Genomic DNA, 24,635 nt, shown 5'->3' with positions numbered 1-24,635 from the left:
CACTGTTTGATTCAGGACGCGTGACAGCGTCTGACGGAGGTGCTGATTATGACATCAGTTGTAGTAGTAGGAACACAATGGGGAGACGAAGGTAAAGGGAAAATTACCGACTTCCTATCCGAGAATTCAGAAGTAATTGCACGTTATCAAGGTGGGAATAATGCTGGACACACCATTATTTTCGGTGGAGAAACGTATAAGCTTCACTTGATTCCATCAGGTATTTTTTATAAAGACAAAATCTCAGTAATCGGTAACGGTATGGTTGTCGATCCTAAAGCATTAGTGAAAGAGTTAAAAGGATTACATGAACGTGGGGTAACGACAGAAAACTTACGTATTTCTAACCGCGCACACGTCATTTTACCTTACCACTTGAAGCAAGACGAAGTGGAAGAAGCTCGTCGTGGTGAAAACAAGATTGGAACTACAGGTAAAGGAATCGGACCGGCTTACATGGATAAAGCAGCACGTGTAGGTATTCGTATGGCCGACTTACTTGATAAAGTAGTATTTGAAGAAAAACTTGAACGTAATCTAGAAGAGAAAAATCGTTTGTTCGATAAGTTCTATGAGACAGAAGGTTTTACAAAAGAAGAAATTCTTGAAGAGTATTACGGCTACGGGCAAGAAATTGCGAAGTACGTAACAGATACATCTAAAGTATTGAACGATGCATTGGATGAAGGCCGCCGCGTACTGTTTGAAGGTGCACAAGGCGTTATGCTTGATATCGACCAAGGTACTTATCCTTTTGTAACATCATCTAACCCAGTAGCGGGTGGCGTTACAATCGGTGCCGGAGTCGGACCAACGAAAATTCACCATGTGGTTGGTGTATGTAAAGCATATACTTCTCGTGTTGGAGACGGTCCGTTCCCAACGGAATTGTTTGACGAAGTCGGCAATCAAATTCGTGAAGTCGGTAAAGAGTATGGGACAACAACTGGTCGTCCACGTCGCATCGGTTGGTTCGACAGTGTAGTTGTACGTCATGCACGTCGTGTGAGTGGTTTAACAGATCTAACGGTCAATTCGATTGATGTGTTAACTGGTTTGGAAACAGTGAAGATTTGTACAGCTTACAGTTACAACGGGGAACTGATTACGGAATACCCAGCAAACTTACGTATGCTGGCTGACTGTAAACCTGTCTATGAAGAATTGCCAGGTTGGAGCGAAGATGTGACATCTTGTAAATCACTCGATGAGCTTCCGGAAAATGCACGACACTACCTGGAACGCATTTCACAATTAACTGGTGTTCCAATTTCGATTTTCTCAGTAGGACCAGATCGAAATCAAACAAATATCATTGCGAGCGTTTGGCGCTAAATTTTATTGAACGGGAAAAGGAATCTTTTCCCGTTCTTTTTCGTATGTAAAAGTAATGTGAATTTTCATACGATTTGGGGTTGAAAATAAATGAAGAGATTTTGGTTTTGGGGAGCACTGCTGGCAATCATTGTGGCTTGGACGATTAATATAACCACTTACGAGGCGAAATTTTTGGATGAACCCATTGTTCTGGAACATTATATCGAACGACCAATGGACCAGACACACCTATTCAACATTTACTATTTGACCAATAAAAACAATCCGGCAATTCTCCAAACGATTGAAGTGGATGGATTCTCGCTCCCGAACGTCTCACCGAGCAATGACATGTGGTTACATGGAAATCAGAATTCGATATACAACTCACCAAATATCGTCCAGGAGTTCAATCAACATCTTCTACTGAAAGCTGAATTTGACCCATCCATGCTGTCTCTTGAAGGCGAAGAAGATAAGTCCTATATAGGGACCAATGTATTCCTACAATTCAGTGACGGAACGGCTGGACATTTTGACATCGGAGAAATTCGAATCACGCCGTCAACGCTCAGACAAGATCCTAAATTGAAGGGCATATCGACTGGAAGTACTTCAGACGGTCTTCATTCCAGCATATATTCTGCAGAAGAACAGTTAAAAATGAAAGAATTCGTTGTGCCTGAAAATATTGCGAAGGATGTTCAAGTTAAAGTACATTATGAAGGAGAAGAAGCCCGAATTCCCGATCCTATCTATCAAGCAGAAGTTATGCCTAATTGGAGCGATGTAAAACAACCTCTTGCCAAAGACGTCAATTGGCCCATCGTATTGGAACCACAAGGTAGTGTCGGCTTATACATACAAATAGAGTCGACTAATAATAAGGCAATCGATGCATGGATTCCATGGGAAGGGGAAACGGCTGCTGGACAGTTTTTTACGGCTTCATTTCCCTTGCATCATATTCCACAGCTTTCAGATGAAGATCTACGGAGCATGTTGGAGAAAGTGGTTAAAGATGGAAAATAGAAGAGCATTCAAGTATATGATTGCCGGGTTCTTATTGGTTTTGCTGGACGTTCATATTTTTTTCGATTTTCTTCCTGACCCACTGGGATATATGATGATCGCATCAGGCATTCATCAACTTGCCGCAGGAAAGCCGAATGCTAAAAAAGCTGTAATAACTGCTTTTGTCCTAATGGCTCTATCCATTCCTACACTGTTTTTATCAGGAGAAGTACTCACTCAAATGCAAGTTAACAGTACATCTTGGCTGGTATATGGCTTTAGTGTCACGCTGATTGACTTAATTTTGATGTATTATGTATTCAGAATGCTGATGCATGAAGTGGATTATCCAATTGAAGCGGCTGAAAAACAGAATGGCATTAAAAAAATTATGATTGTCTATATGACCATAACACTCACTTCAACGTTTATTCAGTCGTTTTTAATTAATATGAAACAGGATGTTCAGTCTACAGTTGCGGTAGCTATTATTGTGTTGACGCTCAGTGTTCATGTCGCGTTTATTATCACTCTCCGTAATCTACAGAAAACCTTCCCACCCGACCAGGGACGGGTATATCCAATGGAATGACCCAATTAAAAATGCGCTGTCCCAATATTGGGCAGCGCATTTTTATATAGAGTGCATATTAGTGAATATTACGTTTCTTGAATCGTCCACCGCGTACTTCAGCAATATTGCCAATGGCGACGAACGCTTGTTGATCAATATCTTCCACGATTGTTTTTAATTTTGCTTCTTCCAGACGTGTAATAACGGTGAAAATAACTTTTTTATCATCACCTGTGTATGCGCCTTCTCCATGTAAATAAGTGACTCCACGACCGAGACGATCCATAATCGCTTCGCCGACTTCATCTACAAGATCACTAATAATATAAACCGACTTGGATTCATCAAAGCCTTGAATGACAATATCGATCATTTTATAAGCGATGAAATAAGCGAGTACGGAATACATAGCTTGCTCCCAAGTAAAGACAAAACCAGCGACAGTAAAGATTATCAAATTGAAGAACATAATGATTTCCCCGACGGAAAAAACGCTTTTCGTACTGAACAAAATAGCTAAAATTTCAGTTCCATCCAATGAGCCACCGTAGCGAATGACAAGACCGACACCAATGCCAAGTACAATGCCGCCAAAGACGGTAGCAAGTAACAAGTCATCAGTAAAACGTGCAACTGGATGTAAAAAGTATGTACAAATAGAAAGAACCGTAATTCCTAATACAGTAGAAAGGGCAAATGTTTTCCCAATTTGTTTATACCCGAAAAAAAAGAAGGGGATGTTTAATAGGAAAATAAATAATCCAATTTGAAGACCAGTCAGGTGAGACAAGATAATGGATATACCGACAATTCCACCATCCAATAAATGATTCGGTACCAAAAACAACTCAATTCCCATTGCCATAAATACGGCACCAATAATAATCATGAAGATGCGCTTCGCTATTACGGTTTTGGAAGCCCGACGATGTACGTATGCGGTTTTTATTTTGGCATTTCTCTCTTGTTGTTCGTCTGTCAAATGGGATACCTCATTTCGCCTTGAATACTCTTATTTTACCCTATATTAAGGATATTCGATAGAAGAACGCTATTATTATTACAAAAATGACAAAAAAGTACATGAAATATGAATGAGAAGGGTCGAAAGATAGAAAAAATATGTTGAATCTTCAATTGATTTAAGAGAAAAGCCCGTGTAAACTTACAAAATAAAACAATTAAATGCAATTGATGGTAAGAATGAGTCATTTTCTTTACAAAATGACATTTCTTTACCAGTGTTAAAAAGGATATGTTAAATTAAAGGGGCGTGAAATTTTTCACAATAAAAAGAACCATTCGTTTTACGGATGAAATTTTGAGAGGGGCTTTATCATGCATTTGAAAAGGAATACTGGTGATGGGGATAAGATTTCATCCGACCGCAAGCCAAACCGCACATCAAATATAATGAAAAAAGCAGCCATAACAGCAGTGCTTGCTTCAAGCTTTACATTTAATATCAGTTTTGCAAAAGACAAAGAGGACAGTCAATTACAGGAAATTTTTCATATATATGCAAATGACGAATATGTAGGTACGGTTTCAGATGAAAAAGCAGTAAAAGAGCTTGTTAATGAAAAAATTACTGAGTCAAGCTCCCAATACAAAGATCTAAATCTAAGTGGCTCCAATTTATCCATCATCTCAGAACAAGTTTTTAATGCAGAAACAAATGATAAGGAAACATTAGACAAGCTGGACAATCTGGTAACTGTCACAGCGGATGCATTTGCCTTGTCGGTCAATGACGAGATTGCCGTCTACGTCAAAGACTTGGAAGCATATCATGAAGTAATCCGCAAACTGAAACTTCAGACCGTTTCTGAAAAAGAACTCACCGAATTGGAAAATCGAAAAGATTCTAACAATTCTTTACCCCCATTAAAGAACAATGAAACACGAGTTTTGGATATTAATTTAAAAGAATCAATTTCAGGTGTTACGAAACAAGCAAAACCAGAAAAGGTTTTAACTGTTGATCAAGCAGTAGATTACCTTCAAAAAGGTGCTTTGGAAGAGAAAACATATACCGTAAAATCTGGAGATGTATTCAGCAAAATAGCAGCAAACCATGATTTGACTACAGCGGATTTAACAAAGCTGAACAAAAGTGTCAATGAAAATAGCGTTCTTCAAATTGGAGAGAAATTGAAGGTAACAGCTTTAAAACCTTTAGTGAACATTGAAGTTGTTCGCGAGAAAAGAGTGACAGAAGCAATTCAATTTGAAAACCAAGTACGCGAATCGAAAGATATGCTTAAAGGGGATTCCAAAGTCATTCAAGAAGGCAGCAATGGTGCCAAAGAAATGACATACGTTATCCGTGAGAATAACGGGACACGCGTGGGCAAATCAATTAAAGATGAAGCAGTAGTAAAAGAAGTGAAAAACAATATTATTTTAAAAGGTATTAAAGTCGTTCCATCTCGTGGGTCAGGTATGTTCGCATGGCCGGCAGAAGGTGGCTACATATCTAGTGGGATGGGACAACGGTGGGGACGAATGCACCGTGGAATCGATATTGCACGTCCTGACGGCTTTGCAATTAAAGCAGCTGATAACGGCGTTGTGAAATTTGCTGGAGCAGATGGTACATTCGGTAACAAAGTAGTTATTGATCATCAAAATGGTTATGAAACAACATATGCTCACTTAGCATCAATTAATGTTAACGTAGGAGAAACTGTTCCTGTCGGTTCAAAAATAGGTGTAATGGGGTCAACAGGTAGATCTACTGGAACACATTTACACTTTGAAGTAGAACATAATGGTGTAAACGTAAATCCTCTTAAGTTTTTAAAAAAATAATATACGCGGAAGCGGTCAATTCGACAGAGTTGGCCGTTTTTTTATATTCATCGACAATAGAGTGTTAGTTTATCTAAGAATCTTGTCGAAATATTACCCGGGAAATATTCAACATTCTGATTCCTCTAGTCGATAGGTGCGTAACATAGTAAAGCGTGATAGAGTAAGTAGTATAAAGAGGTCAATTCATATTTAAATAGATAGATGGCAAGAGAGGATGACGAACAATGAGTAAAACAATTTTAGTAGTAGATGACGAGAAGCCGATTGCGGACATTCTACAATTCAATTTAAAGAAAGAAGGCTACAATGTCGTTTGTGCTTATGACGGTGATGAAGCTTTAGCAAAAGCAGAAGAAATCAAACCCGATTTGATGTTACTGGATATTATGTTACCAAACCGGGATGGAATGGAAGTCTGTCGTGAGATTCGTAAAAAACACGATTTTCCTATTATCATGCTGACAGCGAAAGACTCGGAAATTGATAAAGTTCTTGGTTTGGAATTAGGTGCAGATGATTATGTAACAAAACCGTTCAGTACTCGTGAATTGATTGCCCGTGTGAAAGCCAATATGCGTCGCCATCAAACCGTACAATCAGAAGATGCAGAAGATGCGTCAAATGATATTGCGGTTGGCTCATTAATTATTCAGCCAGATGCGTATTTAGTTTTGAAAAGAGAGGAATCAATTGAACTGACACACCGTGAGTTTGAACTGCTACATTACTTGGCAAAACATATCGGTCAAGTGATGACACGCGAACATTTACTGCAAACTGTATGGGGTTATGATTATTTTGGGGATGTTCGTACTGTAGACGTAACCATTCGTCGCCTTCGTGAAAAAATTGAGGATAACCCAAGTCACCCTGCATGGATTGTGACACGTCGCGGCGTAGGGTATTATTTGCGTAATCCTGAACAGGAGTAGACAGAATGCAAAAGGTTGGCTTTTTTAAATCAATTCACGTCAAAATTGTCCTTGTTTATATATTGCTTATTATATTGGCAATGCAAATCATAGGAATATATTTTGCGCGTGAATTAGAACATACGCTTAAAGAGAGCTTCACCAATTCCATTAAAGAACGAGTGGATTTGGTGGAGTTTAGTGTGCGTGAAGAAATTATAAAGAAGCGGGGAGAAGAAGACCCCACTTTAGAGCAAAGTTTACGTTCTGTTCTATTCAGTATCCGTTCGGAAGATATTAATGAAATTAGTGTGATTGATCCCAATTTTCGTATTCTAGCAACATCCGAAACGACCAATCAATCCATTGTTGGTCAACGTTCAACAGATGCGATGGTCCGTCGATCCATATCTTCTGAAACACCAGACAATAAAATTTCATTAAAAAAAGGCGATCGTATTTGGGTTCTCACTTCACCTATAATAGATCAAGGTGAAGTACTCGGTACGATTTACTTGGAATCAAATATCGAAACAGTTTTTGAGCAGATGAATGAAATTAACCGAATTCTTGCTGGTGGTACAGCGATGTCACTTGCCATCACCATCATTTTGGGGATTTTGATTGCCCAGACCATCACACGGCCGATTTCGGATATGCGCAGACAAGCACAGGCTATGGCAAAAGGGAACTTCTCCCGTAAAGTGCGCGTTTACGGAAATGATGAAATTGGGCAATTGGCAATTGCCTTCAATCACTTGACCAACCGTCTGCAAGAAGCCCAGTCCACTACGGAAGGTGAACGACGCAAACTAGCGTCAGTCCTTTCTAACATGACGGATGGCGTAATTGCAACGGATCGAAAAGGGCGCATTATTTTAATCAATGATCCAGCTCTGAGACTGTTGAGAGTATCAAGAGAACTGGTATTACATCGTCCCATTTCATCCGTTCTTGGAATAGAAGCGGAATATGCATTTGAAGATTTAATTCATATGAAAGAGTCCATTAACTTGGACTTCAGCTCACCAGAACGTCCGTATATTCTGCGAGCAAATTTCTCGGTCATTCAGAAAGAAACAGGATTCGTAAATGGCCTGATTACAGTTCTTCATGACAATACCGAACAAGAGAAAATTGATATGGAGCGTCGTGAATTCGTAGCCAACGTATCACACGAACTACGGACACCATTAACGACGATGCGCAGCTACTTAGAAGCCCTTGCGGATGGCGCGTGGCGAGACCAGGAATTAGCACCTTCATTCCTGAATGTTACGCAGACGGAAACTGAGCGTATGATTCGTTTGGTTAATGACCTGTTACAGTTATCGAAAATGGACAGCCGTTCTTACGATTTGAATAAAGAGTTTGTTGAGTTCATTAAATTCTTCAATCGAATCATCGATCGTTTTGAAATGTCGAAATCACAACAAGTTCATTTCCAACGATTATTGCCAGATTCACAATTCTTTGTGGAAATCGATGCTGATAAATTAACACAAGTCATTGATAATATCATTTCGAATGCTTTAAAATATTCGCCGGATGGCGGTAATATTCGTTTTGGCATTATTGTGCAAGAAGGATTCTTAAAAGTGATGGTATCGGATGATGGCATGGGAATTCCAAAAGAAAATGTAGAACGAATTTTTGACCGTTTTTATCGTGTGGACCGCGCGCGTGCAAGGTCAATGGGGGGCTCAGGACTTGGACTAGCTATTGCCCGGGAAATGATTGAAGCACACGGTGGAGCCATTTGGGCAGAGAGTGAAGAAGGACATGGGACGACGATATTCTTTACGTTGCCATTTGAGTTGGATGAGGCAGGTGAATGGGATTGAAGTATGTAGAGCAAATTAAATCGATTGTCCTCACCTTGCTTGTCGTTTTAAGTGTGACACTGACGTTTACAATATGGACCTATACACCGAACTATGAAACCATTAAACAAGCACCGGTACTCAATATATCAATTGCAGATCAAAAACGTGTAGATGATGTAATCAAACCATATAAAATGATAGCGAGTCGGGAAAACAAAATGACTGGTTCTATGTCTCCGTTTGACTTGGATCGTGTTATTAATGTCATGAAGGACTGGGAAGTCAGTGAGTTGAAATTAGAGAACAATAATTTAAGTGAAATGGATTTAAATGAACTAATTCATGCGCCTGATCGCTTTACCCTATTCTTCCCGGATGATGTGCCGTTTCCGGTATATGATATCATTTTGCCATTTTCGATGACAAACATACCTGAAAATGAATTTGATCGCTTAATTGTCAATTGGAATCGTATTGATAATAATGAACTGAAAATCTACTTTGCCAGTTCAAAATCCAAAAAACTGTATTCAGCAATTGCAGGTAATGTTGATATGAATTTATTGAAGCAAGAAGTAGTATCACCGACGGCTAATTTTACACAGTTCACGGAAATTGAACGAAAAGGAAGGTCTTCACTTTTTGTTACAGCAAAAGATGTGGAAAGTATCCGTTACACATATTACCTGCAAGAAATAGATCCCAATCGCTTCAGGGACGCCCTGTTCAGTGACCCAAATCTAGTTCGTCAAAGTCCTGTAGGCGCAACAAATGAAGAATATTCAGATGGAACCTCATTAATGAATGTGAACTTGCTTGAACGCACATTAAGTTTTGTGAATCCTTCTGCTGAAACTTTTGTACCAGCCGAGCCATCTAAGTTGATTTTTGATAGCTTGGATTATGTAAATGAACACGGGGGCTGGACAGATGAATTTCGTTTTGCAAGTATCAACCCGGACAAGCAGCAAATAGATTACCAATTATATTTGTTGGGATATCCCGTATTCAGTGATGAAACATCTACAAAAATAACGGCGTTTTGGGGAGACCCCGGGATTTATCGCTATCGGAGACCATACTATACGCTTGATCTGTCGTTGGCATTTGATACCGTGATTTCAACGTTGCCTTCAGGTGAGAAAGCTTCACGTGTCATGAAAACCGTGAAAGAACTTGATTTTAACAATATCGATGAAATTACCACGGGCTATTATTTAACACGCGATGACGAAAGACGATTATTGACATTGGAACCATCCTGGTTTTATTTATCAAACAATCAGTGGTCTCGCATTTCACCTGATGTTTTAGGAGGTGGGAAGTTTGGATTGGAATAAAACAAAAACCATCTTCATTATCGTGTTTTCTATTTTAAACGTCTTCTTGTATTCACTATATTTAACTCGTTACAATGAAGCACAGGAAGTCGAAGTGCTGGGTGAAACAACAATTGAAGAACGTTTGCAAGCGGATAACATTCGTTATGAGAGTGCGCCTGAAAATACACTGAAAGAATCATATGTTTCCGGCAACATTCGTGTCTACTCTCCTGAAAAGTTAAAAACATTGGATAATCAAACCTTTGAAATATTTGATCGTACTGAACTTGTAGCTACATTTAAAAAACCAGTGGTATTAGCAAGTTTGGAAGACCCGGCAACACTCAAGGACTTTGTTAATACGCATGTATTCGAAGGCTCGTCATACGACTTGTATGAGGTTGATGCAGAAGCTAAAAAAGCAGTGTTTTTCCAAACTATCAATAATCGTCAAATCTTCTTTAACCAAAATGCGCTTCTCACAATTTATTGGAATGAAGATAATGAAATATATAGATATGAACAAACGGCCTTCGAAGAGCTGGAAGATGATTTTGAGCAAACCGAAAACCTATTGCCGGATGAGAAAGCAGTTGAAGTATTATATACACGGAATTTATTGAAACCAAATTCGACGATTACAAATATCAGTTTAGGATATTCCACACTCGTTCAATTGACGGAAACACAAGTGTTTGCACCGACTTGGCGAGTTCGTGTAGAATTACAAGATGGCTCGAAGGAAGACTATTTTGTAAATGCCGTAGAAGGAAAGATTATCGAATTTAACAAAGAGTCCGAGAAAAAAGAAGTAGAGTAAGGAGTTTTCATCATGCGTTTTAGTGTTCTAGCAAGCGGAAGTAGCGGAAATGCCATTTACGTTGAAAACGAAGAACATTCATTTTTAGTGGATGCTGGTCTTAGTGGACGTAAAATGGAGGAGTTGTTCGCCTCTGTTGACCGCAATGTGAAAAACTTGAGCGGAATTTTGGTTACGCATGAACATAGTGATCACATAAAAGGGCTTGGAATTCTCGCCCGTAAATATAAAGTTCCCATATATGCCAATGCCAAGACCTGGATGGCAATGGAACATCTTGTCGGAAACATTCCACTCGAGCAACGTTTTCATTTTGATATGGAGACTGTAAAAACATTCGGCTCACTAGACATTCAATCGTTCGCTGTATCCCATGATGCTGCAGATCCAATGTTTTACGTATTTCATGAAAATGGACGTAAACTGGTGTTAATCACGGATACTGGATATGTCAGTGACCGGATGAAGGGTCATATCAAAGGTGCGGATTCATTTGTGTTCGAAAGCAATCATGACGTAGGAATGCTACAAATGGGTCGTTACCCGTGGTCGGTCAAACGCCGGATTTTAAGCGACGTAGGACATGTGTCAAACGAAGATGCCGCTGTCGCAATGAGCGAAGTCGTCGAAGAAAAACCAACACGTATCTATCTTTCTCATTTGAGTAAAGATAATAACATGAAGGACCTGGCACGAATGAGTGTTACTCAAACACTTGAATCATGCGGAATTATTACCGGTGAATATTTGAATCTTTTTGATACAGATGCCAATAAAGCCACTGAATTAGTGACTATCTAAACCCCACAAATTTGTGGGGTTTTTTGATGCTTTTTTTAACTAAGTAGTGTCTAGCACCAAGTGCCAGCTCACGGCCTGTTCCACATTTCATGGCTTCGAGCTTGAGTGGCACTATACGCTTTTCTTTATTTTGAGCAAGTTTTAAATTCATTTTCATTTAATTTTAATGTTGACTTGGTAAAGTAAAGGTATCGAATAACAGAAAGGGAGATTATCTATGGGTTACTACGATCAAATACCATCAGATCCACAAAAAGAACAACAAACGAGGATTATTAGGAAAGGAAGTAAAGGTGGCTACTTTTTCAGTGGTCTTATCGGGGTTATGATTGGGGCACTAATCGTTTGGCTGATGCTTCCTTCGCTCGTTGGCATGATGCCTGGTGGAACCGAGTTAAGTGCCAAAGACTCATCAGCTGTGTCTTCAACTAATCAGCAAATATCTGCGGATATAACTACTGATGTCACATCTGCAGTCGACAAGGCAGCGAACGCAGTTGTAGGCGTGACTAACATTCAATCCACGTCAGATTTCTTGAGACCAACCAGTGAAGAACAAGAAGCGGGAACAGGTTCAGGTGTCATCTATAAAAAATCAGGAGATAAAGCATACGTTGTTACCAACAATCATGTTATTGAAGGTGCAACTCAAATAGAAGTGACATTGGCAGACGGAGCCAAAGTGGATGCCAAATTACTTGGGGCCGATATTTGGACAGACTTAGCTGTTTTAGAAATGGATGCTTCCAAAGTGACAACAGTTGCGGAATTTGGAAATTCAGATTCATTGAAACAAGGGGAAACGGTCATTGCAATCGGTAATCCACTTGGTCTGGATTTTTCAGGATCCGTAACGACAGGAGTTGTTTCCGGTAAAGACCGTGCAATTCCGGTTGATTTAAATGGAGATAACCAAATTGATTGGCAGGCTGAAGTATTGCAAACGGATGCAGCCATCAACCCAGGAAATAGTGGTGGGGCACTTGTCAATTTAGCTGGTCAATTGATAGGAATCAATTCCATGAAAATATCTCAGGCGACAGTCGAAGGGATTGGCCTTGCGATTCCAATTAACTCTGCCATTCCTGTCATTGAAGATCTTGAAAAATTCGGCGAAATGAAACGTCCTTCAATGGGTGTAACATTAGTCGATGTGACCAACGTTTCTGCTTACCATCAGAGAGATACACTTCGTTTACCGGAAGAAGTTTCAACAGGGGTGGTCGTTGACGAAGTAATAGAAGGATCAGCAGCGGAAAAAGCGGAATTGAAACAATATGATGTAATCGTTGAAATGGATGGAGAAAAAATCGATAACATGATCGATTTACGTAAACACTTATACAATGAAAAAGAAATCGGTGACGATTTGAAATTGAAAGTGTATCGTAAAGGTCAACTGATAGAAGCGACCTTAGAATTGAAAGACAATTCAGCTCTATAAAAAGGTTTGTCAATGTTGTGGATGACCAAAAAGAATTGTGGATAACAATTTTATATTAACAAAACATTTACACAGCGAGTAGAAGGTGCGAACCCGTACCTTTCCTACTCGCTTTTTGTTTGTTAAAATAGATTGTGGATAAAGTTGTGTGAATTGTGTATAACTAATTGAATTGTTCGAAAACCGAAAGGATGAAGAAAAATGAAAATTAAATGCTGTCAAACCCATATAGAACATGCATTGGACATGTTTGTGGCTGAGCAAAATACCTTCCCGATTTTAACGGAACTCACAGATGAAGAAAAGATATCCACAAAATGCGATTACTGTGATGTCGCTGCAATATATTTAGTGGCGAACGAATGATTGCCTACTATATATAGTTTGTGGTTGTGGATATGTGTATAACTTCTGTGGATAGCGTGTTTGTAAATAAAGTGTAAAGGTGGATAACCTGTGAATATCGCAATAATTTCCGTTGGGAAGTTAAAAGAAAAGTACTTAAAAATGGGTATTGAAGAATACACAAAACGATTGGGAAGTTACGCAAAAATAGATTTGATTGAAGTGGCAGACGAAAAAGCACCGGAAAATTTAAGTGATGCTGACATGGAAATCGTCAAGAAAAAAGAAGGCGAACGCATTTTGGCAAAAATCGGAACGGACACTTATGTCATCGCATTGGCAATCGAGGGCAAAATGAAATCATCTGAACAACTAGCGGATGATTTACAGTCACTCATGACATATGGTCGCAGCAAAATCGCGTTCGTCATCGGAGGATCACTCGGTCTGCATGAAGACGTGATGAAGCGCTCTGATGAAAAGCTGTCATTCTCAAAAATGACCTTGCCACACCAATTGATGAAATTGGTGTTGGTGGAGCAAGTATATCGAGCTTTTCGGATTATTAAAGGGGAACCGTATCATAAGTAAATGAGGTTTTTTTAGAAAAATAAAAAGCCAAAAATGAAAAAGTTATGAGTATAACTTTTTCATTTTTGGTGTTTATAAGGAAGATCAACATCCGTTACATTAATATAGCCTTTCTAATTAAAAAAGAAAGGAAAAGTAAATGTAACGAAAGCCGCCCAAAGTCCGTAAACTGGCAAATACTTAGTGACCGCATCTTGGATGGGTGAAGGTCCGGTCTTGTTTTGTAGAAAACGCATATATGAGACCATAATCCAAATAAGATTTCCCCAGATAAGTATGTTTACACCTAAAACAGCAAGTCTGTTTGGTGTAATCCCATAAGAAGAAAGTCTGAACACGATGGCTGACAAAGCCACACTGTCAATGATAAGCGCAAGAACAATTAAGGAAAAATTTATATAATCTGAAATGTTCTTTTTCTCGTCTGAGTCGCTTTCGGTAATAGAAAATATGGTAACGGCCAATACACCAAGGAGTATTCCGTTGAAGGCTATCAGGAAATTGCGGTCCAAGAATGGATTTTTTCCGACCCATATAACCGTTATAAGATAGACCAACAATGTGATCAGAACAAGAGGACTAAAAATTTTAGCTATATATGGTGTAATATTCTTAGCAAGATTAAGATTCATTGATACCAGGTATGCAGCCACAATAGCGAGAGCGGCAGCACCAAATAAAACGATATTACTAAAATAGAATTCTTCTATATCCAAGCCAACAAAGCTAAATAACTGCATGGTTAATGCCGCTAGCACCATTCCGCTAACTGCCATGCTGGCGTAGAGAATACAATATTCCAAATTAAATTTAATATAGGCTAATCTTGTACTGCCTTTTGAATATTCATTTCCTGTAAATGCAAGCCCTACCAATACCCATAAGAATATGGGAAGGTGTAAATAAGCAAGGATAATACTGTCTTTATAATTTAATGGTAGCATATTAAGATAAAACCCGGAAATTAGGAACAACGCTGCAAGGGAATAAATAACACTTTTTTTCGGAGTATTATTGTAAACAAAATAGGCAGCAATAAAGGGAATAATACCAAAAGCCAGGTTAATTGGAGCAATTGCTTCTTGTTCGACAAAATGGAAAATGATTCTGGTGCTTATCCCGGCCAGAATGGCTAAAATGCCCATGAATAAGAAACCTTTTTGAAGCAAGGAAGATTTTTCTGAATGTGCCGTCTCCTTGAAATGCAATCTTTCATACCAAATGCCAAGAACCTGAGAATCAGGATTTTGTTCCCATGCGTCTGAGAATGACTTTTTAAAGGCTTTGGGGTCATTTCTAAACATTCTCTCCAGCTCATGGGGATTAGCAATATTTTCAATAATTAAATTGTTACTGTCCATGATTATACCTCCCTTAATAATTGTCATATTAAGTCCTACTTTCCTCAACAATGTTTATTAATCAAACTCTCTTACCTTTGACTGTCTTCGTCACTTTTGTATTCTAAAATATCTCCAGGCTGACATTCTAATGATTTACAAATCGCCTCTAGAGTTGATAATCGAATCGCTTTTGCCTTTCCATTTTTCAATATTGAAAGATTCGCCATCGTGATGCCAACCTTCTCCGAAAGTACCGTTACGCTCATTTTCCTTTTAGCCAACATCACATCAATATTGATTATAATAGCCATTGGTTTCACCTCATATCGTTAAATCATTTTCTGATTTTATATCGATGGCATTTTTTAATAGCTTTTGAAGAACAGCAGCAAAGACTGCAATCATCATTGAAGCAAAAGGAACAAACAATCCGATAAAGATGACACCTGGGGCGTCGTCTTTATCCGCAAAGAGATAGAAGAGTGGCAAGACTAGCACATGCAAGGTACTGATTGTGATGGCACAGAATTTGATATTCCGCAAAGAATATACAGATAGTTGCGAGAAAGCTTTATTTTTATCAATATAGCGTAAAAGTTTAAAAGCCTGATACAAAGCAAAGTAAAAGGGAATCGCCGATGCATCAAAAACGATAGTAACGAGGTATTTGATCAAATCAAACTCTGGAAGCAATTTTGCTGCAATATTACCTAACTCAGGTACCAAAAAGATGCATAAAGCAAGAACTGGAAAGCCCATAAGAACAACCGCTAACTTTAAAAATAGTGTTTCAGGTTTCATGAAAATCACCTCTCATAAGTATTGTTTTTTAGATATTAACATGTTATTTATCGATAAACAATAAATTTTTATTTATTTTTATAATGTTTTTATTGTTAATAAGTTATTAAGGCAAAAATAAAAACATTCCTCTTTACAAAGAAATGCTCTATAGGGTGTATCTCATGAGCCTCAATTGAATTACTGTTAATCACTAAAAAAGCTAACTTTTTTATTTTCTTTTTGCCTCCGTATCGTATAACGGGAGAGCGTAAAATTATTAAACGATTAGATCGAAAGACAGTCGATGAAATTAGAAAGTTCTAATATTCGTTCCTGGCACTCCCTGATATTTGTCGAAGATTGATAGGTTTTTAGATAGGTAGTAAACGATAGAATGGAGTTGTTAGCTGTATATTGTTGGGGTTGCCGGGTTGTCAATCTTCTTTTCCTTTGTTAGGAAAGGAGGTGATAATCACGGAAACATTTCTTGAAATTCTCAGAGAAGTTCTGAAGGGAGTTCTGCGTGAAGTAAGCGCATATTTTTTTCGGAAGAATGTTCTAGAAGACAAGAAAACCACCCTGCGCCGTCGCAAGCAAAAGGGTGGTTCTCATAAATAATCCACAATGACAACCACCACCCTGACGGTAGAGGTTACATGGGGAGAAGTGCTTACAACACTTCTCTCTTTTTTATTATATGTCCATTATATACTATAAAATTCCTTTTAAATAATTGAGATTATTACGACTGAGACACGGGGACATTTCTTGTGTTTGATGAAGCAAGAATGCTTATGAAACAGGGGATGGTTCTCGTTAGGTTTCGAAGCTAGCGCAGCGATGCAACGCCTTTTCATGTCTCGAAGCTAGCACAGCGATGCAGAGACAGAAACAGGCAAACGCTTTCCGCGCGGGCCTCACTGGACACGTCGCTACGCTGCTCCCACAGGAGTCACTCGATCCAAAATTGACTGTGTTCCTTTCTTCATTTTAAATATTGTTATAATAAAGGGGTGTCAGAAGCTAAACTGTAGCTTTGGATGCTCTTTTTTTGTAGATAACACGGATCTTACTTGCCAGGGAGTTGGAATTAGAGATGAATAATAAGGATATAGCAGAGATTCGCAAACACTTTAAGATGGATACTGATTTGCTTAAAATAGCTGATATTTATAACGTTTATATCAAGCAAGAAAGCAGTGAAATCTATCATGAGGAGAGCCGCTCATTTTCCTTGCTGGACCGGGAGCAACAAGAGCTGTTCCTTGCCAACTTTAAAAAGGTTTTAGGTGGGAAACTAGATGTGAAGCTGTTTGAGGTGAAGTTCCAGCGTCAAGGAGAGGGGCAAACGGACCATACGCAGCACCTTTTATTTGAGGGACTTCATGCAGATGATGTCGGGGAATGGAAAGCGGGTATGCAACGCATCGCCTTGAAGATGGTTCAGTATAGCCAATATGAAAAGGACATAGTCATCACATTCATTCGTGGAAACTATTATAAAACGACGAAACGTCATCCCGATGAAACGGAAATAGACGCTCGAGATGAAGTGTATACCACTCCTTTTATCCTCAGTAGCATGAATCAAACCGAACTGCCGAAACGTTCACTGGTGTTTGATTTTGTCGAGAAAGAGTTTAAGTCCAGTCTGCTGGCTGATCCCGTCATTAAACTTGCCACTCCAATTGGTGGATTTCTGTTCCCTAGCTTCACGGACAACGCCGCAGACATCAATCACGTCCTTTATGCTGCGAGCAAAGCGAATAAACCAGATTTCCAGTTTATCGAGAATGTGTTGAACGGCAATGAAATCATGACTGCCGAGGAAGATAAAGCGGTGTTTGAAGAAATTGTCAAAGCAGTAATTGGTGATGAAGTAAATTCGAAAACCCTCGCCGGTGTATATGATGAAATCAATAATATGTTATTGGTGGAAAAAGAGGGTGAGGACGAAGTAGGGAGTACTCCTACTTTGGATTCTATAGAGGTTGCACGTGTGTTGAAGGCGAGCGGCGTAAAAGATGTGAGTACGGAAAAAGTGGAAATGGCCTTTCAGCAGGTGGTTGAAGACAAAAACTATGAAATGAAAGCAAGCCATGTCGTTCCAAGCTACGCGTCCAAGTCAATCAAAATCAGCACGAAAGTAGCGAATATTGCGATCAGCCCGCAAGACTTGAGATATGTCAAACAGATCAATTACAATGGCAAACGCTGTCTATTGATCGAGGTGGAAGAAGACACGATGATTGAAGGATTTAAGCTGCTTCCGGAAGAGCTGTTGGAGTAGGAGAGAGTTGGGTGGTCCTTCAGCCGGCTATCTAAAATGGAAAAGAGAATAAACCTCATTTAGCCCTGCTACGGTGAATCTTACCATAAGTAAATGAGGTTTAGGAAGTAATAAAGGGAACAGTTTAATTATTTTACTTGGACTGTTTTTTTCAATAAGAAAGGGCTTTTTTAGTTATTTTTCCAACTAGATAGCCCTTTTATCTTTTACTCACTTAAACGAATTTCCACGGTTGTACCGATGCCAACTTTACTCGACAATATAACATTTCCACCGTGTGCCTCAATAATATCTCTAGAAATAGCCATGCCGAGACCTGTGCCGCGAACGTTTTTGGTATTTGTAACTCGATAGTAGCATTCAAAAATTTGTTTTTAGGTCGTGTTTTGTTAAAGCCTTTAAAACTGTTATTCTAATTTCGAAAATTCAATCTCAGTCTTCATCATCATCATCGATAAATAAAGTAAGGATTGAATCTAGTGGTTCGGTTCCATTAGCAACCGCATTTACTTTATCGGTATATTGCTCACTGATCATATGTTTTAGAGGTTGTTCCACCTTGTTGAAATACTTAAACGCCTCTATTGCCATTTTATCCCACTCTTCGTATAAAACTAGATAGTCATCTGCTGTCACTTTTGTTCTTGAAGTGCCTTCTTCAGGTATACATTCAAAATCTTCATCTTCACCCAATGCAGCATAATCACATGTTATTTGTTCGCCAGGTTGAATGTCTCTCGCAGCTAACTCAAAATCATATACTGTATCTACTATATTTGGATTGAAGCTATGGTTAATATACTTTGCGTGATCACAAGAGAGAACATATTCGCCGTCATTATCTAAATATGAGTATTTATATATATACTCTTTTCGAACATCATCAAGACTTTCAATATATGACTCATCAAGAACAATATCTAAATCATCTTTAATCCAGACAATGGTTCCTTTAGGAATTAATTTTGTTGCAAAAACTCCAATTCCTACTTTCTCATTTACATACCGAATTTCGGTATTCGGATGCATCATTTTGCTATTCCTCCTTTATCGAATTCATTTTATTCTCCAAAAAAATGAGAGGTTAAACTTCAGTAGGGAAGAAAATGATGGTCTCGCGTAATAAAATTACACTTATCTTCTTAACATCGAAAACGTAACAAATTATTGGATATTCAATATGTATATGCTCATACATTTCGTTTTGAGTAGACACTCGTTCTAATAAATACTTTTTTATCAAAAGAAATAATAAGAATATATATTTAATGAGAATGTGGAGGGCTCCAAGAAGTAGTTACTATGTTAAAGAAATCGATATTGGTTTGGAAATTACCAATTAATGTGGTCGTAGGGAACAACACCAATTTCAAATAAAGAGTTTTATCGAACAAAAAACAAGGCTATTACTCATGCAATTCGATAATGTTTTCAGGATAAGGCTATCGTTTGGAAGGGACGGAGAGGATACATCGTGTTCTTCAAAAGAAGCATTTTTAAAAATAGTAGCTTCTTGTACATGATCCTTATGACCGTGGGTTGCTAAGATGAGAGTAACATCTTCTGGTGATTTGCCTATTCTATTTAGAGCTTGTTCAAGGTATATGGAATGCTCCTTTTTACCTAAATCTATCAACTTCCTGTACAATAAAATAACAGTTGTTATAAGAGTTCCAACTTGTGTCCCATATTGCTAGTACATATACATTTTCATTAATCGGTTCAAATAAGTAATCCAAATCCCTATCCCATGTAAAAAGATATTCAGTATGGAATCTTTTTTATTAATAATATAGTATTCTTTATTTCAACTTGGATACCTTCCTTTGAAAGATCACTAAGACGTAAATAATAAACGCTAACCCAATTGATTGGAGACTGTGTGAATGTTAATGGAACAAACAAGATATTCTAGGCTTGCAAATATAACAAAAATAATAAATACAAAGTTAGAACTACGTGAAGTATTACAGCGTGTAACGAGTGCAATATCTGAAGAGATTGTTCAATGTAATTCCGTTGGTATTTATTTACCTCAAAAAGATGGAACATTTAGAGGATTTGCAGGAAAACCTGAACTCATGAATGGCATGGCGCTCGATACGCAACTAATTGATCCTGAAATAGACTTACTAGCCAAAGAAGTGATTGAAACTAAAAAAACCATCCACATCCCGGATACCTCAAAAGATAATCGACCGGATCCGAAAACAGTTGAAGCCTTCAAAATTAAATCCTTATTAGTTCTGCCTATTTCATTTGAGAAAGAGTTATTTGGTCTAGTTTTTTTATTTGATTATGGAACACCAATGAACTTGACAGAGTCGGAAATTCAAAGTGTTGAAGCTTATGTGAATATGGCTGCAGTCGCAATTCAAAACGTGAATAATTTAACACAAAAGGAAAACCTTATTGCCGAAAAGCAGTTGTTGCTTAATGTTACACGTGATTTATCGATGTGTTCCTCGATACAGGAAAGTCTCGATAAATGCTTTTTCTACTTAGGAAAGATTTTAGATAGCAAAAATATTGCTGCCCACCTCCTAGAACCGTTAGAAAAAAAAACAATTACATTAACGAAGTTAAGTAAAGACTGTAATTGGACGGAAGCAGAGTGGAGTGAAACCCTTAATAACATAAGAATGGACCATAGCTATGAAGCCATGATCCAAGAGGTTATTATAACTAAAAATATAATTCAAATCCCAAGTGAAGATATAAAGGGGCTGCTTATGATTCCATTGGTTTCAATGGGAGAAGTATTAGGGGTAATAACAGTTGTGGATTTGGTGAGAAAAACTCACAGTTACGATGAATCCCAAATTCAACTGGCACAATCTATAGTTGATGCCACAGCTCCTACGTTTTCAAACTTGTTAGATATGGACAAACTTGAAAACATGGTGGAAGAGCGAACAAGGGAACTAGCCGCTGCTAATGAAAAAGTTACAAGTGTTATTGAAAGTATTACGGATGGGTTCTTTGCTTTGAATAAAGAATGGGAATTTATTTACATAAATAAACATCAATATCTACCACAAAAGAAAGCAGCAAAAGATGTATTAGGCAAAAATATATGGGAGATCTTCCCGAAAAGTATAGATACCGTCATGTATAAAGAATTTCATCGTGCGATGTTAGAGCGAGTTCCTGTACATTTCGATATTCCCGCAACCTCTGAAGATTATTGTTACGAAGTAGTGGCTTACCCGTATGACGAGGGTATCTGTTGCCTATTTAAAAATGTATCGGAAAAAAAGAAATATGAAAATGAACTGAGAAGGTTTTCCAACTTAGAATTAATAGGGCAAATGGCAGCAGGTATCAGCCATGAGATTAGAAATCCAATGACAACGGTACGAGGATTCTTACAGTTATTAAAAAAAGAGGACGAATTTGAAAAACATAATGACCACTTTAATTTAATGATTGAAGAACTTGACCGTGCCAATGCCATTATTACTGAATTTCTTTCAATGGGAAATACAAGGACATCTGATTTACAGATGTTAGATTTAAATTCAATTATCTATGATATTTCACCTTTAATAAAGATTGATACATTTAATCAAAATAAACTTATTCAATTCGATACTAAAGACATCCCAGAATTGCTTTTAAATCGTAATGAGATACGGCAATTAGTAATAAACCTATACCGTAACGGCTTAGAAGCGATGAGCACAGGGAAAGTGCTATCCATCAGTACCTACATAGAAGATGAAAATTGTGTGGTTCTTGCAGTGCGGGATCAAGGAGAAGGTATCAGGCAAGAAATATTAGAGAAACTGGGTACTCCATTCTATACAACCAAAGATAATGGCACTGGCTTGGGGTTAGGCATTTGTTACGCCATTGCTGCTCGTCATAATGCGAAAATTGAAATTCAAACTGGATTAGATGGCACTACTTTTTTTGTTAAATTCTATTCTAAAAACAATTTGAATAATCCTCATTTAGATTAGTCACGGAGAACCGTATCATAAGTAAATGAGGTTCTAATCTGTTTAACAAAATTTCAGGTACCTGTGCAAGGAGTATTGATAAATGTTTAAGTTTCCATGTTTGTTCATCAACTTTCTTCTTTTATAGATATTGAGGAGTGGCACGTAAGCCTTCCTTTGAAATCCTTACATAATAAATCCGTTTTCACATTTACTGATAACGTTAGCAAAGGATTAGTCTATTCAAAAGTATTACTTTAGCGAAAAATGCAGGTGTCGGTTTGGAGAAAGTTGGGAATTGCATGTGTTGAAAAATGTATGATGAAGCCGATTGAATGGATCAATGAACCACGGGGGCTTTATGCAAGTATGGAGCCGGCGTGCAATTTCAAAAAGCTTTATAAACAGCCATGACGAAACAAACATATAAATATAATAAGAGGTAGTTCTTACAAGTGTATTTGTAATAAGGGACTGCCTTTTTTGTATAAGCATTGGTTAACGTATTTGCAAGGTATATAGATCGATTTTGCTGGAAAGGAGGATATTCTTATGAAGAATAAAAGCGAAATCATGGAGATCATTCAGCAATTGGATCATCATATTGCAGATGATTTTGAGGCACAGGACCTAGACTTTAAACAATGGAATTTTAGTGCTGTGGAGGAAAACGTCAATAAAATGATTAAATACGCTGTTTGTATGGCAAATGGCGGCGGGGGCAGCGTTGTTTTCGGCGTGGCCGACAAAATGCAGGGAATAGAAAATGTTTTAATAGGGATTCCATTTGATATAGACATAGAAGAATTACAAAAAAGGATATTTGAAAATACGGATCCACACATAACCCCTTCGTTTGATGAAATATTTTATAAAGATCATTCAATCCGGCTATTGGTCATGAACGTTTTGCCGAAAACACCGCCTTATACAACAACGAAGGGTACAGCAACCATTAGGCAAGGAAAAGAGTGTCTGCCGTACAGAAGCAATTCGTAGGGATAGTCTGATTTTATGATTAGGTAAAGGGGGCCCTTCTATTTATTAAACATAATTTACAGCATCAATACCCTCACTTAGTGCCATTACGGAGTCCCGCCCACATTTTAACGAAAATATACGCTAAACAAATTTCGATATAAAATGAGTCTAATTTCCTGCTTTGTTAGAGATTCGACTCTAATTTTTTAGACTACTAAATCCATAATTATTTTTCCCCCCATTTTGATTGAATAGGAAATTTGTTGCTAAAAATACTGAAGCTACGTTAATTAAAAGGGCAACAATATTTAAAAAGTCAGTTGTCGGCCCAAACACAATAATCAATGATGTTATTGCGACAAACAATGGAATTGTCTTATTTATATTTGTGACTAGTTGTTGCTTGTGAAAATGTCTTAGTATGAAAAAAATACCTATTAAAATTGGTGCAGTAAGGAATAATCCTAAATATCCCCATGCATCTTCAATAAACCAAGGGAAAAAGCGCATACGTGAAGTAAAAATAAACAGATTTAGTACGATAGTTCCTACTAATATACTGTTTAATATAATGACTCTCTTGTTTTTATCCATTGTAATTTCTCCTTTAAAATTTAATTACTCATTAGTTAATTCGTAAAAACGATTCATAACTTCTTCTTCTTCAAACGTGCTATACCACCTATAATCACTACCATCTAAAATACGATAATGTTGGCTGATCACATTTTGTTGTACTCGAAATTTTCCTTTTTTCGCAATCTCATTCCAAAACATTTTTCCTCCTAATGTTTTTACTTTTGGAGTATTGATACCATCGTGAGCTAGTGTTTCAATTACTTCAAAAGGTTCTTCTCCTAAAATGTGTTCTATGATTTGACTATCCTTAAATAAGGCACAAACTACGACTGCATTCGTCCAACCAATTGATGTTCTTTCTTTTTCAACTTGAACCAGTGTCTTTTTGGAAATCCCTAGAACAGTAGCCATTTTTTCTTGAGAATATCCTTTTTCAAGACGAATTAGTCGAACATTCTTAGAAATCAAATCAATTACAGTTTCTTTATTCAAATAACATCACCTCCATGCAACAGTGTTAAATTAAACTAATAGTGTAATATTACACTGTTATTAGCCTTTTGTAAATGGTACATCCAATACAATGGTTGTAACGATAGACACTTTAAGCCCAAGATGTTCATCTGATAGTGGATGGGCAATAATGTTTCCAATGACTAAAGCAATAGCGAAATCAAGAGTCTTAATTGAGAGATGACACGCTGACCTAATACTCTAGTAACAGTTAATAAGAAGAAAAAAGCAACAATAGCTCGAAGAATCCACTCAAAGGTAGTAAGTGTTTCTTGGCCTTGAAAAAATCCAAATAATACACATCCTTTATCAAAATAGCTATCACATAGTTTAACTCTGATGTTATTTTAATAATCCATAATTAGTGATAAATTTAAATGAAGGAAGTAACTGATTAATAGAGCTTGGTTTACATTTGTA

Annotated in this window: 23 protein-coding genes and 2 pseudogenes; 15 read left to right on the top strand and 10 right to left on the bottom strand. The window is 37.7% G+C overall.

Annotated elements, in window-relative coordinates:
* The first annotated feature begins 48 nt into the window (after positions 1 to 48).
* The 3 genes from HMPREF1210_RS11770 (at position 49) to HMPREF1210_RS11760 (ending at position 2,923) form a co-directional block, all read left to right on the top strand.
* Positions 49 to 1,335 (top strand): adenylosuccinate synthase, encoded by a 1,287-nt coding sequence (locus HMPREF1210_RS11770; protein WP_016428916.1) that lies wholly within the window; start codon positions 49 to 51, stop codon positions 1,333 to 1,335.
* Between the two features lie 90 nt (positions 1,336 to 1,425).
* Complete coding sequence (locus HMPREF1210_RS11765; RefSeq protein WP_036659596.1) at positions 1,426 to 2,349, top strand: hypothetical protein; 924 nt, start codon at positions 1,426 to 1,428, stop codon at positions 2,347 to 2,349.
* A complete protein-coding gene (locus tag HMPREF1210_RS11760; RefSeq protein WP_036659594.1) occupies positions 2,339 to 2,923 on the top strand; it encodes a hypothetical protein in 585 nt (194 codons plus the stop codon). Before HMPREF1210_RS11765 ends, HMPREF1210_RS11760 begins: the two co-directional genes overlap by 11 nt.
* A 58-nt stretch (positions 2,924 to 2,981) precedes the next feature.
* Here HMPREF1210_RS11760 and HMPREF1210_RS11755 read toward each other — a convergent pair whose 3' ends face one another.
* Complete coding sequence (locus tag HMPREF1210_RS11755; RefSeq protein ID WP_016428913.1) at positions 2,982 to 3,887, bottom strand: YitT family protein; 906 nt, start codon at positions 3,885 to 3,887, stop codon at positions 2,982 to 2,984.
* A gap of 356 nt (positions 3,888 to 4,243) precedes the next feature.
* Here HMPREF1210_RS11755 and HMPREF1210_RS11750 point away from each other — a divergent pair, with 356 nt between their 5' ends.
* From HMPREF1210_RS11750 to rlmH, 9 genes are all read left to right on the top strand, one after another.
* On the top strand, positions 4,244 to 5,719 hold the full coding sequence (locus HMPREF1210_RS11750) for a peptidoglycan DD-metalloendopeptidase family protein (protein ID WP_016428912.1): 1,476 nt from the start codon (positions 4,244 to 4,246) through the stop codon (positions 5,717 to 5,719).
* Between the two features lie 227 nt (positions 5,720 to 5,946).
* The gene (gene yycF, locus HMPREF1210_RS11745) at positions 5,947 to 6,654 is read left to right on the top strand and encodes a response regulator YycF (RefSeq protein ID WP_016428911.1); all 708 of its coding nucleotides are present in this window, start codon (positions 5,947 to 5,949) and stop codon (positions 6,652 to 6,654) included.
* A 5-nt stretch (positions 6,655 to 6,659) separates the two neighbouring features.
* Entirely contained in the window at positions 6,660 to 8,477 is a 1,818-nt protein-coding gene (walK, locus tag HMPREF1210_RS11740; RefSeq protein WP_016428910.1) for a cell wall metabolism sensor histidine kinase WalK, read from the top strand.
* Positions 8,468 to 9,799 (top strand): YycH family regulatory protein, encoded by a 1,332-nt coding sequence (locus HMPREF1210_RS11735; protein ID WP_016428909.1) that lies wholly within the window; start codon positions 8,468 to 8,470, stop codon positions 9,797 to 9,799. Before walK ends, HMPREF1210_RS11735 begins: the two co-directional genes overlap by 10 nt.
* A complete protein-coding gene (locus HMPREF1210_RS11730) occupies positions 9,786 to 10,601 on the top strand; it encodes a two-component system regulatory protein YycI (RefSeq protein WP_016428908.1) in 816 nt (271 codons plus the stop codon). Before HMPREF1210_RS11735 ends, HMPREF1210_RS11730 begins: the two co-directional genes overlap by 14 nt.
* A 12-nt stretch (positions 10,602 to 10,613) precedes the next feature.
* Positions 10,614 to 11,402, top strand: coding sequence for an MBL fold metallo-hydrolase (locus tag HMPREF1210_RS11725; protein ID WP_016428907.1), 789 nt, complete (start codon positions 10,614 to 10,616; stop codon positions 11,400 to 11,402).
* Positions 11,403 to 11,619: 217 nt separating this feature from the next.
* On the top strand, positions 11,620 to 12,846 hold the full coding sequence (locus HMPREF1210_RS11720; protein ID WP_016428906.1) for a S1C family serine protease: 1,227 nt from the start codon (positions 11,620 to 11,622) through the stop codon (positions 12,844 to 12,846).
* Positions 12,847 to 13,047: 201 nt separating this feature from the next.
* The gene (locus HMPREF1210_RS17775; RefSeq protein WP_016428905.1) at positions 13,048 to 13,212 is read left to right on the top strand and encodes a CxxH/CxxC protein; all 165 of its coding nucleotides are present in this window, start codon (positions 13,048 to 13,050) and stop codon (positions 13,210 to 13,212) included.
* A 90-nt stretch (positions 13,213 to 13,302) separates the two neighbouring features.
* Complete coding sequence (gene rlmH / locus HMPREF1210_RS11710) at positions 13,303 to 13,782, top strand: 23S rRNA (pseudouridine(1915)-N(3))-methyltransferase RlmH (RefSeq protein WP_016428904.1); 480 nt, start codon at positions 13,303 to 13,305, stop codon at positions 13,780 to 13,782.
* Between the two features lie 113 nt (positions 13,783 to 13,895).
* Here rlmH and HMPREF1210_RS11705 read toward each other — a convergent pair whose 3' ends face one another.
* From HMPREF1210_RS11705 to HMPREF1210_RS11695, 3 genes are all read right to left on the bottom strand, one after another.
* On the bottom strand, positions 13,896 to 15,143 hold the full coding sequence (locus HMPREF1210_RS11705; RefSeq protein WP_036659591.1) for a DUF4153 domain-containing protein: 1,248 nt from the start codon (positions 15,141 to 15,143) through the stop codon (positions 13,896 to 13,898).
* Between the two features lie 71 nt (positions 15,144 to 15,214).
* The gene (locus HMPREF1210_RS11700) at positions 15,215 to 15,436 is read right to left on the bottom strand and encodes a helix-turn-helix transcriptional regulator (RefSeq protein WP_016428902.1); all 222 of its coding nucleotides are present in this window, start codon (positions 15,434 to 15,436) and stop codon (positions 15,215 to 15,217) included.
* 10 nt (positions 15,437 to 15,446) lie between these two features.
* Positions 15,447 to 15,926, bottom strand: coding sequence for a DUF2975 domain-containing protein (locus tag HMPREF1210_RS11695; protein ID WP_016428901.1), 480 nt, complete (start codon positions 15,924 to 15,926; stop codon positions 15,447 to 15,449).
* 1,078 nt (positions 15,927 to 17,004) lie between these two features.
* Between HMPREF1210_RS11695 and HMPREF1210_RS11690 the strand changes: the two genes are divergently transcribed.
* On the top strand, positions 17,005 to 18,198 hold the full coding sequence (locus tag HMPREF1210_RS11690) for a DUF4317 domain-containing protein (RefSeq protein ID WP_016428900.1): 1,194 nt from the start codon (positions 17,005 to 17,007) through the stop codon (positions 18,196 to 18,198).
* Between the two features lie 206 nt (positions 18,199 to 18,404).
* Here HMPREF1210_RS11690 and HMPREF1210_RS17765 read toward each other — a convergent pair.
* The 3 genes and pseudogenes from HMPREF1210_RS17765 to HMPREF1210_RS18675 form a co-directional block, all read right to left on the bottom strand.
* Positions 18,405 to 18,572: pseudogene (locus tag HMPREF1210_RS17765) on the bottom strand (sensor histidine kinase); the annotation flags it as partial.
* 58 nt (positions 18,573 to 18,630) lie between these two features.
* Positions 18,631 to 19,230, bottom strand: coding sequence for an SET domain-containing protein (locus HMPREF1210_RS11685; RefSeq protein WP_016428898.1), 600 nt, complete (start codon positions 19,228 to 19,230; stop codon positions 18,631 to 18,633).
* Positions 19,231 to 19,567: 337 nt separating this feature from the next.
* A complete protein-coding gene (locus tag HMPREF1210_RS18675) occupies positions 19,568 to 19,834 on the bottom strand; it encodes an MBL fold metallo-hydrolase (RefSeq protein ID WP_036659589.1) in 267 nt (88 codons plus the stop codon).
* A gap of 250 nt (positions 19,835 to 20,084) precedes the next feature.
* On the opposite strand from HMPREF1210_RS18675, the gene HMPREF1210_RS11675 reads away from it, so the two are divergent.
* Positions 20,085 to 22,163, top strand: a complete 2,079-nt coding sequence (locus HMPREF1210_RS11675) for a GAF domain-containing protein (protein ID WP_016428897.1) — start codon at positions 20,085 to 20,087, stop codon at positions 22,161 to 22,163.
* A gap of 531 nt (positions 22,164 to 22,694) precedes the next feature.
* Positions 22,695 to 23,141, top strand: coding sequence for an ATP-binding protein (locus HMPREF1210_RS11670; RefSeq protein ID WP_016428896.1), 447 nt, complete (start codon positions 22,695 to 22,697; stop codon positions 23,139 to 23,141).
* Between the two features lie 180 nt (positions 23,142 to 23,321).
* On the opposite strand, the gene HMPREF1210_RS11665 is transcribed toward HMPREF1210_RS11670, so the two are convergent.
* From HMPREF1210_RS11665 to HMPREF1210_RS18450, 3 genes and pseudogenes are all read right to left on the bottom strand, one after another.
* On the bottom strand, positions 23,322 to 23,717 hold the full coding sequence (locus HMPREF1210_RS11665; protein ID WP_016428895.1) for a hypothetical protein: 396 nt from the start codon (positions 23,715 to 23,717) through the stop codon (positions 23,322 to 23,324).
* 24 nt (positions 23,718 to 23,741) lie between these two features.
* Positions 23,742 to 24,194, bottom strand: a complete 453-nt coding sequence (locus tag HMPREF1210_RS11660; RefSeq protein ID WP_016428894.1) for a helix-turn-helix transcriptional regulator — start codon at positions 24,192 to 24,194, stop codon at positions 23,742 to 23,744.
* 78 nt (positions 24,195 to 24,272) lie between these two features.
* Positions 24,273 to 24,463: pseudogene (locus HMPREF1210_RS18450) on the bottom strand (hypothetical protein); the annotation flags it as partial.
* Between the last annotated feature and the right edge of the window lie 172 nt (positions 24,464 to 24,635).

Source organism: Paenisporosarcina sp. HGH0030, assembly GCF_000411295.1.
Classification (GTDB): Bacteria; Bacillota; Bacilli; order Bacillales_A; family Planococcaceae; genus Paenisporosarcina.
The sequence above is the reverse complement of the archived record's forward strand: the minus strand, read 5'-3'. Positions and strand labels throughout refer to the sequence as shown.

What these genes read in the sequence shown, in the direction of transcription:
- HMPREF1210_RS11770 (WP_016428916.1), top strand. Translation starts at nt 49, where the DNA reads ATGACATCAGTTGTAGTAGTAGGAACACAATGGGGAGACGAAGGTAAA.
- HMPREF1210_RS11765 (WP_036659596.1), top strand. Translation starts at nt 1,426, where the DNA reads ATGAAGAGATTTTGGTTTTGGGGAGCACTGCTGGCAATCATTGTGGCT.
- HMPREF1210_RS11760 (WP_036659594.1), top strand. Translation starts at nt 2,339, where the DNA reads ATGGAAAATAGAAGAGCATTCAAGTATATGATTGCCGGGTTCTTATTG.
- HMPREF1210_RS11750 (WP_016428912.1), top strand. Translation starts at nt 4,244, where the DNA reads ATGCATTTGAAAAGGAATACTGGTGATGGGGATAAGATTTCATCCGAC.
- yycF (WP_016428911.1), top strand. Translation starts at nt 5,947, where the DNA reads ATGAGTAAAACAATTTTAGTAGTAGATGACGAGAAGCCGATTGCGGAC.
- walK (WP_016428910.1), top strand. Translation starts at nt 6,660, where the DNA reads ATGCAAAAGGTTGGCTTTTTTAAATCAATTCACGTCAAAATTGTCCTT.
- HMPREF1210_RS11735 (WP_016428909.1), top strand. Translation starts at nt 8,468, where the DNA reads ATGGGATTGAAGTATGTAGAGCAAATTAAATCGATTGTCCTCACCTTG.
- HMPREF1210_RS11725 (WP_016428907.1), top strand. Translation starts at nt 10,614, where the DNA reads ATGCGTTTTAGTGTTCTAGCAAGCGGAAGTAGCGGAAATGCCATTTAC.
- HMPREF1210_RS11720 (WP_016428906.1), top strand. Translation starts at nt 11,620, where the DNA reads ATGGGTTACTACGATCAAATACCATCAGATCCACAAAAAGAACAACAA.
- HMPREF1210_RS17775 (WP_016428905.1), top strand. Translation starts at nt 13,048, where the DNA reads ATGAAAATTAAATGCTGTCAAACCCATATAGAACATGCATTGGACATG.
- HMPREF1210_RS11705 (WP_036659591.1), bottom strand. Translation starts at nt 15,143, where the DNA reads ATGGACAGTAACAATTTAATTATTGAAAATATTGCTAATCCCCATGAG.
- HMPREF1210_RS11700 (WP_016428902.1), bottom strand. Translation starts at nt 15,436, where the DNA reads ATGGCTATTATAATCAATATTGATGTGATGTTGGCTAAAAGGAAAATG.
- HMPREF1210_RS11695 (WP_016428901.1), bottom strand. Translation starts at nt 15,926, where the DNA reads ATGAAACCTGAAACACTATTTTTAAAGTTAGCGGTTGTTCTTATGGGC.
- HMPREF1210_RS11690 (WP_016428900.1), top strand. Translation starts at nt 17,005, where the DNA reads ATGAATAATAAGGATATAGCAGAGATTCGCAAACACTTTAAGATGGAT.
- HMPREF1210_RS11685 (WP_016428898.1), bottom strand. Translation starts at nt 19,230, where the DNA reads ATGATGCATCCGAATACCGAAATTCGGTATGTAAATGAGAAAGTAGGA.
- HMPREF1210_RS11675 (WP_016428897.1), top strand. Translation starts at nt 20,085, where the DNA reads ATGTTAATGGAACAAACAAGATATTCTAGGCTTGCAAATATAACAAAA.
- HMPREF1210_RS11670 (WP_016428896.1), top strand. Translation starts at nt 22,695, where the DNA reads ATGAAGAATAAAAGCGAAATCATGGAGATCATTCAGCAATTGGATCAT.
- HMPREF1210_RS11665 (WP_016428895.1), bottom strand. Translation starts at nt 23,717, where the DNA reads ATGGATAAAAACAAGAGAGTCATTATATTAAACAGTATATTAGTAGGA.